The 12,238-nt window shown below is 35.6% G+C and carries 7 protein-coding genes; 6 read left to right on the forward strand and 1 reads right to left on the reverse strand.

What is annotated here, in order from left to right; genetic code table 11:
- Positions 1 to 50 precede the first annotated feature (50 nt).
- From AC13DP_RS12030 to AC13DP_RS12050, 5 genes are all read left to right on the forward strand, one after another.
- Entirely contained in the window at positions 51 to 743 is a 693-nt protein-coding gene (locus AC13DP_RS12030; RefSeq protein WP_013071383.1) for a hypothetical protein, read from the forward strand.
- A 579-nt stretch (positions 744 to 1,322) separates the two neighbouring features.
- Entirely contained in the window at positions 1,323 to 1,760 is a 438-nt protein-coding gene (locus tag AC13DP_RS12035; protein ID WP_013071385.1) for a hypothetical protein, read from the forward strand.
- 156 nt (positions 1,761 to 1,916) lie between these two features.
- Positions 1,917 to 2,999 (forward strand): efflux RND transporter periplasmic adaptor subunit, encoded by a 1,083-nt coding sequence (locus AC13DP_RS12040; RefSeq protein ID WP_228251137.1) that lies wholly within the window; start codon positions 1,917 to 1,919, stop codon positions 2,997 to 2,999.
- Between the two features lie 208 nt (positions 3,000 to 3,207).
- Entirely contained in the window at positions 3,208 to 6,372 is a 3,165-nt protein-coding gene (locus AC13DP_RS12045) for an efflux RND transporter permease subunit (RefSeq protein WP_041578809.1), read from the forward strand.
- Positions 6,362 to 7,846, forward strand: a complete 1,485-nt coding sequence (locus AC13DP_RS12050) for a TolC family protein (RefSeq protein ID WP_483067881.1) — start codon at positions 6,362 to 6,364, stop codon at positions 7,844 to 7,846. Before AC13DP_RS12045 ends, AC13DP_RS12050 begins: the two co-directional genes overlap by 11 nt.
- Positions 7,847 to 7,928: 82 nt before the next feature.
- On the opposite strand, the gene AC13DP_RS12055 is transcribed toward AC13DP_RS12050, so the two are convergent.
- Positions 7,929 to 8,465, reverse strand: a complete 537-nt coding sequence (locus AC13DP_RS12055; RefSeq protein ID WP_272957826.1) for a hypothetical protein — start codon at positions 8,463 to 8,465, stop codon at positions 7,929 to 7,931.
- 733 nt (positions 8,466 to 9,198) lie between these two features.
- Here AC13DP_RS12055 and AC13DP_RS12060 point away from each other — a divergent pair.
- Complete coding sequence (locus AC13DP_RS12060; protein ID WP_483067882.1) at positions 9,199 to 12,225, forward strand: SusC/RagA family TonB-linked outer membrane protein; 3,027 nt, start codon at positions 9,199 to 9,201, stop codon at positions 12,223 to 12,225.
- The last annotated feature ends 13 nt before the right edge of the window (positions 12,226 to 12,238 follow it).

Genomic DNA, 12,238 nt, shown 5'->3' on the forward strand with positions numbered 1-12,238 from the left:
GCGTAGTGATTAATTAGATTTGTAAAATAACCAGAAAAAATCTAACCAGCATGAACTCATTAGCAAATAACGGGAATATATCCTACCGCGAAACCTTACGAAAAATTAGGCAGAAACATCAAATTAAACCAAATGAGCGGCATTTTTTAAAAGAATTAAAACATGCTAATATTAGATGTTTGGCATTTACTACTGATGGTGGCTTTTGTGAAAAAGGCAATTTTTATAAAAATCTGGAAGCAGGGCTTGGTACCATTCGTATTAATTACCAGGATCAGTACACAGCAAAAGAAAAAGTGTTGATCCTAAATAAATTAGAGAAAGAAATAGAGGATATTCCTATCGATTTCCAGATCAATGCCTTATACCAAAAAATCGAAGATGCTTTTTGCTTTTATTCTCAGGCATTGGATGAATCAAACCGTTTATATTTTAAGACGCTATTTAAAAATCTTTGCTTTCATAAAAAAGCTTACATATCAGGATTAAAATCTCAGTATAAACTTGCCAATTACAGGAGAAAGCAAAATGGATTAAAATGTAAGGAATTAAGAAATAAGGGAAGAGACTTTGTCGTTAAAAGAGGCTTAGAATTACAATCTGAATTAGAATCCCTTTATCGTGATTTAATACCTAATATTTCTGATCAACAGGAGCGTCATACTTTAGAAAGTCATCTTAAATATGTATTGGAAGATAAACAATTGTTTTCCAGGTTAAAGAGTGACAAATTTTTAATATAGGTTTGGTTGATAATCTAAAATAGGTGTTGCGGTTCCGTTCCAAGCTATCAATATTTGGATCCATGAAAAATAACTTCTACTAAGTAGCTCATGTCAAGCTCATGAGTTACTTAGTAGAAGTATTTTATTGGTATCGTTTAAGGATATAAAACCCACGGTTGCGATTTGCCGATTTGCCAAGGTTATATTCGCTCTGTTGTTAGCAGTTAGAATGTAGAGAATAGAGTTTTTTACATAAAATTTTGAATTTTAAATGTTTTTGTGGTGAATACTGAAAAGCGATGGCTATATAACAGGCTAAAACCTTGAATCTAGAATTTTGAACTCTTGCACTTTGAACTTCAAACCTTCAAACCTTCAACTTATTATACCATGTCAAGAAACTGGAAAAATTATGGAATTTTTTAAGTTATTGATGTTTTTTATTGAATTTTTGCTTAGAAACCCCTCTTTAAATCTTGTTTATTCTAAAAAAATACAACCTTATTTTACTGAATATTAAATAATTATTTGCTTTATGTAAAATAATGTAGAAGTTCTTGTAGGTAATCCAAAGATTCTATAGCTTTGGCGCTGCAAATGAAATCATTGTTTAAATACATATCGTTTTTTCTACTCCTCCTTAATGGTTATGGCCATCTTCATGCCAGTAATCTACAGGAGAATAATGATTTTATTGTAGACGACTTTTGTTTTCAGGATCAACTGGATTTAGGTTTTGATTATTTTGATGATAGTGATGCACTAATTCATGAAAAATCAAGATCCAATCCAGACAAAAAATTTTCTGAAACTGAAGAGATCGAAATTGAAGAAGCACAAAATGATTCGGATTCAGATACTGATGCTTCAAAAAAAAATATAGAGACTGGCGATTACGTTACCGGTCTTTTCTACATTGTACTTTCTGCATATCACGATAACAGTCTTCGTGATTACGAACCTTATTTTTCAAAACACCAAAAAATTTCATCTTACCCATCTATTTGTGTGAGATATTGCGTGTTTAGAATATGATTTTCTAAGTCTGGATTATTTATCTACAATCCAGCAAACTTCAATTTTTAAAAATAGTCTATTAAAGCATTTGTCTATCGGTTTATGTTTAGCGGTGATTTATAGGCTTTTATAAGGTTTCCCCTAATTTTTATCACTTTTAAATTTGAAATTATGATGAGTAGAATTCTCATGATTGTTAGTCTGTGTGCTATGTTTTTAGGCATGGGCTGTGAATCCCACAAAGAAAAGAAAGAAGAAAAATCCAGGTATCTGGTAACAAGCCCGCTTCGTAAAGATACCCTGGTCGTCAATCAATACGTAGCGCAAATTCAATCTATAAGAAATATAGAAGTGCGGGCGCAGGAGAGAGGTTATCTTGAAGATATCTATGTAGATGAAGGACAGTTTGTGAAAAAAGGGCAGTTAATGTTTAAAATTATGCCTAAGCTTTACAAAGCCGAATTACAAAAGGCTGAGGCTGAAGCCCATTTTGCCGAAATAGAATACGAAAATACCAAACAACTAGCCGATAGTAATGTTGTTGCTCCTAACGAATTAGCAATGTCAAAAGCTAAGTTAGAAAAAGCAAAGGCTGAAAAGTCGCTAGCGCAGGTACATTTAGAATTCACTGAAATTAGAGCTCCCTTTGACGGAATTGTAGACAGACTTCATTTAAAGTTAGGAAGTTTGGTGGAAGAAGGAGAATTACTTACCAGTTTATCCGATAACAGCGATATGTGGGTTTATTACAATGTTCCTGAAGCCGAATATTTGGACTATCAGCAAGCCATTCACGAAGATGATACGGTAAAAGTAGAATTGTTGATGGCCAATAACCAGATTTACAAGCATGATGGTTATGTACAAACTATCGAAGGAGAATTTAATAACGAAACCGGGAATATTGCTTTTAGAGCAAGTTTTCCGAACCCAGAAGGCCTTTTAAGACATGGTGAAACCGGTAGTGTTCTTACCAAAGTCCCCTTTAATAACTCATTACTAATTCCTCAAAAAGCCACATTCGAGGTGCTAAGTAAGCATTATGTATATGTTATAAACGAAGATGATAAAATCGAAGCAAGAGAAATTAGTCTTGCCGGTGAGCTTCCGCATATTTATGCCATAAGTGATGGAATTACTGAGGATGATAAAATTCTTTTAGAAGGACTTCGTAAAGTTAGAGACGGAGATGAGATCGAGTACGAATTTGAAGATCCTCAAGAGGTTATAGGTCACCTTGAACTTTATGCCGAGTAATTTATTTTCATGAAAATTGGCAATTGGAAGGTTTTTTTAGAATTAAAATTTCAAGAGCCTTTCAAATTCCTGACAGATTGAACATTATAGGTTAATCTGTATAGGCATTTATAAAAAATGTTTTGATGGTTTTTGTTTCGTTTCGAAATGAGGCATGTGTTAATAATCATCACTTAAATCTCGATACCGAGTAAAATTTAATAAGACTATGTTTAAACGATTTATACATAGACCCGTATTTGCAATTGTTATTTCTATTATAATTGTATTTATGGGGTCTTTAGCAATAAAACAACTGCCTATATCGCAGTTTCCCCAAATTGCGCCTACCACAGTAAATATATTTGTAGCCTATCCGGGCGCCAGTGCAGATGTATTGGTAAAATCTACCCTTATTACTTTGGAGAATTCAATAAATGGGGTGCAGGGAATGCGTTATCTGGCAACAGATGCAACCAGTGCTGGTGAGGCCACATTACGAGTGATCTTTGAACCTGGGACGGATCCTAATGATGCCGTGGTAAGGGTAAAAACACGGGTCGATCAGGTAATGCCTTTATTACCAGAGTTGGTACAAAGGGAAGGGGTAGTGATTACACCTATCCAGCCGAGTATGTTAATGTATGTAAACCTCTACTCGAAAAAGGAAAGTATGGATGAAAAATTTCTATACAATTACGCCAACGTAAAAATGATTCCCGAAATAAACAGGATTAAAGGGATCGCGAGATCTACTATTTTGGGTAGCCGTAAATATGCCATGCGTGTTTGGTTAAACCCAGATAGAATGCGTGCTTATAATGTTTCTGTAGATGAAGTTATGGAGGCAATGAAAGAGCAAAGTATCGTAGGTAGGCCAGGACGTTTAGGTAGAAGTTCAGGAATAAAGGCACAGTCTTTAGAATACGTACTTACCTACAAAGGTCGCTATAGCGAACCTGAAGAATACGAGAATATTATTGTTAGGGCAAACCCCGATGGGCAAAGTTTGAGATTAAAAGATATTGGTAGGGTAGAGTTAGGAAGTGAGTTTTTTGATATCTATTCTAATCTGGACGGTCATCCATCAGCGGCGATCGTATTAAAACAAAGTTATGGTAGTAATGCCAGTGATGTAATTGAAGAAGTTAAGGCCGAACTGGAGAAAATGAAAGAAGATTTCCCTCCTGGTATGGATTATAAGCTTAGCTATGATGTATCTCAATTTTTGGATGCCTCAATAGAACAGGTGGTTCACACCCTACGTGATGCTTTTATCCTGGTAGCAATTGTAGTGTTTATTTTCTTGGGAGACTGGCGTTCTACCTTAATTCCTATTTTGGCGGTTCCGGTGTCTTTGGTAGGGGCATTTTTCGTGATTCAATTCTTCGGTATTTCAATTAACCTGGTAACCTTGTTTGCTTTAGTACTTGCCATTGGTATCGTGGTAGATGATGCCATTGTGGTCGTCGAGGCCGTGCACGCAAAATTTGATGAATATCCGGATATTTCTCCTTATGTAGCCGTAAAACAGGTGCTTGGAGAAATAGGGGGTGCAATTATTGCTATTACGGCGGTAATGGTTTCGGTATTCCTGCCTATTTCATTTATGTCTGGACCAGTTGGTACATTCTACAGACAGTTTTCGATCACTATGGCCAGTTCCATTGTGATTTCAGCAATTATAGCACTTACCCTTACGCCGGTTTTATGTGCGATGCTGCTTAAAAATCACCATGGTAAAGAGCATAAACAAAATTTCCTTACTAAAGGATTAGATAAATTCAATTCAGGATTCGATAAGCTTACCGGTAAATACGTTGGTATATTAAAAAGAATGGTAAGCCGTAGATGGTTAACCTTCGGGATTTTAGTAGCCTTTTGTGCCGGTATTTATCTTGAAAGTCAGGTCTTACCTTCTGGTTTTGTGCCTAGTGAAGACCAGGGAACTATTTATGCCATTATTCAAACACCTCCTGGAGCAACCTTGGAGCGAACTAATGAAGTTTCCAGAAAGTTACAGAGTATTTGTGAAGAAGTAGAAGGAATAGAATCGGTATCCTCGTTGGCAGGTTATGAAATTATGACTGAAGGGCGTGGATCTAACGCAGGTACCTGTTTAATTAACCTTAAAAACTGGTCTGACCGTAAACATACAGTTACCGAAATTATGGAAGAGCTGGAGGAAAAATCCAAAGACCTAGGTGCGGTTATCGAATTCTTTGAGCCACCGGCAATTCCAGGTTTCGGTTCTTCTGGAGGCTTCTCTATGCGTCTATTAGATGAAAATACGGAAACCGATTATCAGGATTTCGATAAGATCAATCAGGAGTTTATGGAGAATTTAAGAAAACGTCCGGAGCTAAAAGGGCTGTTTACTTTCTTTGCCGCCAACTATCCACAGTACGAATTAGAGTTCAATAATGAACTGGCCATGCAAAAAGGAGTATCCATTGGTGATGCTATGGAAAACCTGAATATTTTAATTGGTAGTACTTACGAGCAGGGATTTATTAAATACAACCGTTTCTTTAAGGTGTATGTACAGTCAGATCCTCAGTTTAGACGTCTACCTTCAGATATTCTGGACATGTACGTGAAAAATGATCATGGTGAAATGGTGCCGTATTCTGCATTTATGAAACTGAAAAAACTACAGGGTCCAAATGAGGTAACTCGTTTTAATATGTACAATTCGGCTGCAATTCGTGGATTACCGGCTGAAGGATATACCACAGCAGACGCTATTGATGCTATTAAACAAGTTGCCAAAGAAACGCTTCCTAAAAACTACGACATCGCCTGGGAAGGATTATCGTATGATGAAGCGCGAAGAGGGAACGAATCGATTTACATTTTCTTAATCGTATTGGTCTTTGTGTATTTTGTGCTTGCTGCCCAGTACGAAAGTTTTATAATTCCGTTATCGGTAATATTTTCATTACCTGTAGGAGTGTTTGGTTCGTTTATGCTGTTAAAGTTAATGGGACTTCAAAACGATATCTATGCCCAAATTGGTTTAATCATGCTGGTAGGGCTTCTGGGTAAAAATGCTGTGTTAATCGTTGAATTTGCCGTTATGAAACATAGTGAAGGCCTTAGTGTATTAGAAGCGGCCATAGAAGGAGCTAAAGTGCGTTTTAGACCCATTTTAATGACGTCTTTCGCATTTATTGCCGGTTTAATTCCGTTGATCATTGCTACCGGAGCTGGAGCTGTAGGTAACAGAACCTTAGGAGCTTCGGCACTTGGAGGAATGCTCTTTGGAACCATATTCGGTGTAATTATCGTACCAGGACTATACTACATTTTCGGAAGTCTTGCTGAAGGAAAATCATTGATTAAATACGAAGACGAAAATCCATTAACAGAAGATTTTGATTATGATAAATAGATTTAAAAAATATAAGCGTTTCTCTTATTTAGGCGTTACAGCAGGAATTATGCTGAGTATAACGTCTTGTGTACCTTCATTGTCAGAGAAAACCGCAAGTAAAGAGGTTCCCGGGAATTATCATAATTCCCAGGATTCTCTTGCTACTAAAAGTTTTAATTCCGCAGATACTACAAGCTCGGCTTCTATAGATTGGAAAACATTTTTTGATGATCCCAACCTGATAGCTTTAATTGATACCGCGCTTGAAAATAATCAGGAGTTAAATATTATGCTGCAGGAGCTAAAGGTCGCTCAAAGTGAAGTACAGGCTAAAAAAGGTGAATATTTACCATCAATTGGATTAAAAGCAGGTGCTGGAGTTGATAAAGTGGGTAAATATACACGCGATGGAGCAGTAGAAGAGAATTTGGAGATTAAAGAAGGAAAGGCCTTTCCGGATCCACTTCCTGATTACATGATAGGCTTAAATGCGCAGTGGGAAGTAGATATTTGGAACAAACTTCATAACGCTAAAAAATCTGCCGTGATGCGCTATTTATCCAGCGTAGAGGGAAGAAATTTTATGGTAACCAATTTGATAGCTGAAATTGCTAATTCTTATTACGAATTACTGGCTTTAGATAATCAGCTCCAGATTGTGAAAAATAATATCGAAATTCAGGAAAGAGCCTACAGGATTGTAAAATTACAGATGCAGGCCGCTCGTGTTACCCAGCTTGCGGTAAGTAAATTTAATGCAGAAGTCTTACATACCAAAAGCTTACAATATGATATTCAGCAAAGAATTACGGAAACAGAAAATAAGCTGAATTTCCTTGTTGGTCGTTATCCACAACCAATAGCGCGTAGTACCGAAGCATTTGCAACGATGCTTCCAAAGCAAATCGATGCTGGTTTACCGGCGCAATTATTACAGAACAGGCCGGATATACGTCAGGCAGAATTTGAGCTTCAGGCATCAAAACTTGATATTAAAGTTGCAAAAGCCAGATTTTATCCTTCATTCGGGATTTCAGCGAATATCGGGTATCAGGCTTTTAATCCGGATTACCTGTTAAATACACCAGAATCCTTAATTTATTCTGTTGCAGGGGATCTGGTAGCACCTTTAGTGAACCGAAATGCCATAAAAGCAGCCTATAAAACTGCAAATGCCAAGCAAATTCAGGCGGCTTTCGATTACGAACAAACCGTTTTGAAAGCCTATATAGAAGTGGCCAATCAATTGTCTAAAATCGATAATCTTAAGAAGAGTTATGATTTAAGAGCTGCGGAAGTAGATGCCTTAACGGAGTCGATAAAGATCTCGAATAAATTGTTTAGAAATGCAAGAGCAGAATATATGGAGGTGTTGATGACCCAAAGGGATGCCCTGGAATCTAAATTTGATCTTGTAGAAACTAAAATGCAACAAATGACGGCTGTTGTGAATATGTATCAGGCGCTTGGTGGCGGCTGGAATAAAGATTAATTTTTTGTTTTATTGTTTGTTTATTTAAATTGCCGAAAAAGCTCTCAGAATTATATATCTGAGAGCTTTTTCTTTTTCAAGTTCAAAAACCAATTTTGAGTTTTGCACGTGTCATGTTTAAAGGAGTAGGATTAAAAATTGAAGTATCGTCATCTGGTAATAATGTTTTGTTGCCAATATCTAGGTTAATATTATTTTTGAGCTGAAAGTCTATGCCAAAACTTATTCCTGAAGTAGGAAAAAGCGGATCCATAGGTATCCTTGTATTTTCATAAATGCTACTAAAAGGATTTGAAATATATTGCCCAGAAATATATAGCAGGCTTTTTGAGGATAACTGGGCATTTAATTTAGCACCATAAGAGTATTTTAATAAACGATCGGCAGTCATAAAATCATAGTGTTCTAAAATTCCTACGAATACTTCAAGTTTTAAAAAATTTTGCTTCATAAATTCAAAATTATTTTTAAAATGCTTGTACTCCCCAACTCCATAGATCCGATCAGACAATTTGCTTTGGCTCAATCTAAGCGATGTTTCTTCTTTAAAAAAATTTTCTTGCTGTCCATATAAGCAAGGGAAACTCATTAAAAACAATACTATTAAAGAATATTTCAAACTTAATATTTTTAAACATATGAAAATAACGTTATGGTCTAAAAAACAGTATAAATAGCCGAATAATATTTATTGGTGTCGACAAAAAGAAATATAATATTCAGAGGTTTGTTTAGAAAGAGTAAGAATCTTTTAATTCCACTTCCACAAGCTTATTAATGATATATTGAAAACAGGAGTAGTGCTCAAATCAGTAGCATAATTAATATTCAGGATATAAATAATTCTGTGGCAGTTGATCTGTTAATCCTAATAGAAGTATAGGCACGAAAATATATAATTACTGCTTTAGTGGTTAGATATATAACATCCACGCAAAATTTACTTTTAATTTTAAGTTAACAGTGTTTTACTCCAATGTTAGCTTTGGTTTAATCTATGTTAACCTTTTCAAATTTTTAAACAAAAAAACAAAATGTAATAATGTCCAACTTATTAGTGATGTGTTATTTTTTGGTGATTTAAATTTTTTATATAATAATTTTTAGTAATTATTTTTAGTGAAAATTCATCAATTTCTTTATTAAAACGTTTTTGCACTAATTAAACTATACATAATCTTCATTTAAAACAGCTTCTTTTCTTTCTTCATTAATTTGCATCGTGTTAATGATAACTTAAAAATCTTATGTGATTTTCATCCAAAGCAAACTCTAAAAAACACTAAACCGCAGAAGCTACCAACAACTGCGGTTATTAAAATTAAGCATTGTGCAACCAATTACTTAACTAAATGTATTTTAAAATTACACAATTAAAATCGAAAAAGGTATTATTTGGACTTTCAGTTTTACTTTTTTCGCAAGCTACTGAAGCTACTTCTTTAAGTATGCCTTCAAGAGACTTTACGATTACCAATAAATCCATTCAGCGCTCAATTAGTGGTGTGGTCACTGACGATCAGGGTGTGCCACTTCCTGGAGCAACCGTAATGGTTAAAGGTACCAGCAACGGGGTAACCACTAATTTTGATGGGGAATATACAATCGAAGTTCAGGAAGGAGATATTCTTCAGATATCTTTTGTAGGCTTTAAAACTTTCGAAAAAAGAGTAACCGGACAAACCAATTATGATATCCAGTTAGAAACAGATAGCGCTTCTTTAGACGAGGTTCTTGTCGTTGGATATGGTACTCAAAAAAAATCAGATTTAACCGGCGCTGTAAGTTCTGTAGGTGAAGAAGAATTCAATAAAGGTATCAATACGAACCCCGGTAATTTATTACAGGGTAAGGTTTCCGGATTAAATGTCACTAATGCCAGTGGTGAACCAGGCTCAGGTCAGGATATTGTGATTAGAGGTGTAGGGACACTTCGTTCCGGTACTTCTCCATTATATGTTATTGATGGTTTTGTACTGGATAATTCCTCTACGGGAATGCCTACAAATCCATTAAATTTTATTAATACGGAAGATATTGAATCGATTAACGTATTGAAAGATGCTTCAGCTGCAGCAATTTATGGTTCTCGTGCGGCAAATGGTGTGGTAGTAATCACCACTAAAAAAGGAAAGGCAGGAAGAACACAAATGAATGTATCTGCTTCTACCGCTATTTCTTCTATTGCCAATAAAATAGATGTATTTTCTGCAGATGAATTTAGAAGAGTAGTTCAGGAAATCGGAGGAAGTTTAAGTGATAATGGTGCTGATACCGATTGGCAGGATGAACTTACCAGAACCGCCATTACCAATGATGTCAATTTTTCGATGAGCGGGGGAACTTCTCAAACTTCTTATTTCGCATCCTTAGGTGCCAGAGATCAGGAAGGGATATTAAATAATAGTAATTTAAAACGTTATTCGGGTAGAGTAAATGTCACCCAAAAAGGATTAAATGATCGTTTAAAGGTAGATGTAAACTTATCTGCTACCAGAACCGAAAATGAACGCCCGGATATCCAGACTATGGTGAGTAATATGTTGTCATTAAACCCAACAACACCTGCGTATACTGATGGGGAGCCCACAATTTTCGGTACAGGAATCAATCCGTTGATTATCGAAGATATATATGGGGATTATGCTTTCAATAATAGAATGATTGCGAATATTTCTCCTTCTCTAGAGATCATTGATGGCTTAACTTACAAATTAAACTTAGGGGTGGATTATTCCAAAACAGATAGAGATGAACAATTAATACCTTACTCTGCAGATCCGGATTATGCAGAGGGCTCTATAAGATCTTCGTTTACTACTAATCGAAATACCTTAGTTGAAAATACCTTAAATTATGAAACAGCTTTTGGGGATCATGATTTAGGTCTTTTAGCAGGACATTCTTATCAGAAGTTCTACGTTCATAATAAAAGCTTCTATTTTACAAATTTTCCTGATAATGGTATCGAGCCTAGATATCAACTTGGAGAAGCAAGAGGAGAAGATAATACTCAATCTTCAGATGCTGTCCAAAATGAGTTACAGTCTTTCTTTGGAAGGGTAAATTACGAGTATGCCGATAAATATTTGGTAACGGCAACAGTACGTTCTGATGGTTCTACCAAATTTGGTAAAAATAATGAGTATGCCGTATTTCCATCTTTCGCCTTAGGTTGGAATATCTACAAAGAAGATTTTATGGATGATTCAGTTTTCAGCAACTTAAAGCTAAGAGCAAGTTGGGGAAAATCAGGTAACCAGGAAATTCCTTCTAAGCAAACCAATTTGAGTTACGGCGAAAGTTTCCAGGACAATGATATTTACCCCATAAATGGAAACGAAACGACCAGAGAAGATTATCCTTATGGTTTAGTTTTCGCACGTACCGCAAATCCAGACCTACAATGGGAAGAAACTGCACAAACAAATATCGGGATCGATTTTGGACTTTTTGATCAAAAATTAACAGGAACAGTAGATTATTTCCTAAAGGAAACCACAGATGTTTTGCTTTATTTCTCTACGCAGGATCCTATCGATGAGGTTGGATATACCTGGCAAAATATTCCTAATATGAAAATTGAAAATTCAGGATTAGAATTTTCTTTAGATTACCAGAGCGATCAAACAAAAGATTTCTCTTATAATATAGGAGGGAATTTCTCTTATATCAAAAACGAAATTACCGATTCTCCATTTACGATTGTAACTACGGGTACTGCACAAGGCTCGGGGCAAACAGGCGCAACCATTAATGGGTATATGAACAATCAACCAATTGGTAACTTTTTTGTAAGACAGTTTGAAGGTATTGGCCCAGACGGCTTAAACCAGTTTAAAGATATTAATGGTGACGGTCAGATCGATGATAGTGATCGTGTATCTTCAGGAAGTGCCGTTCCAGATTTTCTTTATGCTTTCTACACGAAATTTAATTATAAAAATTTCTATTTAGGTTTAAATTTTAATGGTGTTAGCGGTAACAAAATTTATAACCATACCAGAATGAGTTTGTTTAATATGACGCAAATTTCAAACTCCCTTAATACAACAGATCAGGCGATCCAATTTCCTAATGAGGACGCCACAAACAGTAATACGGTGTCTACAAGGTATCTTGAAGATGGTAGCTTTTTACGTCTAAATAATGCTACTTTGGCTTACGATTTAGATCCAACTGCAGTTGGGCTGGGAGATTGGATAAAGAACTTCAGATTATCGGTAACCGGGCAGAACTTATTCGTAATTACCGATTATAGCGGATTTGATCCCGAATTAAATACAGGAAGTAGTAGTGATTCAAAATCTTATGGTATCGATTATTACACCTATCCTAAAGCCAGAACGGTTGTTTTTGGTTTAAATGTATCCTTTTAATTTTAAAAGTAGT

Source organism: Zunongwangia sp. L-65 (assembly GCF_056859415.1).

Bases quoted from the DNA above. Each gene is read 5' to 3' on its own strand.
- AC13DP_RS12030 (WP_013071383.1), top strand. From the start codon at position 51: ATGAACTCATTAGCAAATAACGGGAATATATCCTACCGCGAAACCTTA.
- AC13DP_RS12040 (WP_228251137.1), top strand. From the start codon at position 1,917: ATGAGTAGAATTCTCATGATTGTTAGTCTGTGTGCTATGTTTTTAGGC.
- AC13DP_RS12045 (WP_041578809.1), top strand. From the start codon at position 3,208: ATGTTTAAACGATTTATACATAGACCCGTATTTGCAATTGTTATTTCT.
- AC13DP_RS12060 (WP_483067882.1), top strand. From the start codon at position 9,199: ATGTATTTTAAAATTACACAATTAAAATCGAAAAAGGTATTATTTGGA.
- AC13DP_RS12035 (WP_013071385.1), top strand. From the start codon at position 1,323: ATGAAATCATTGTTTAAATACATATCGTTTTTTCTACTCCTCCTTAAT.
- AC13DP_RS12050 (WP_483067881.1), top strand. From the start codon at position 6,362: ATGATAAATAGATTTAAAAAATATAAGCGTTTCTCTTATTTAGGCGTT.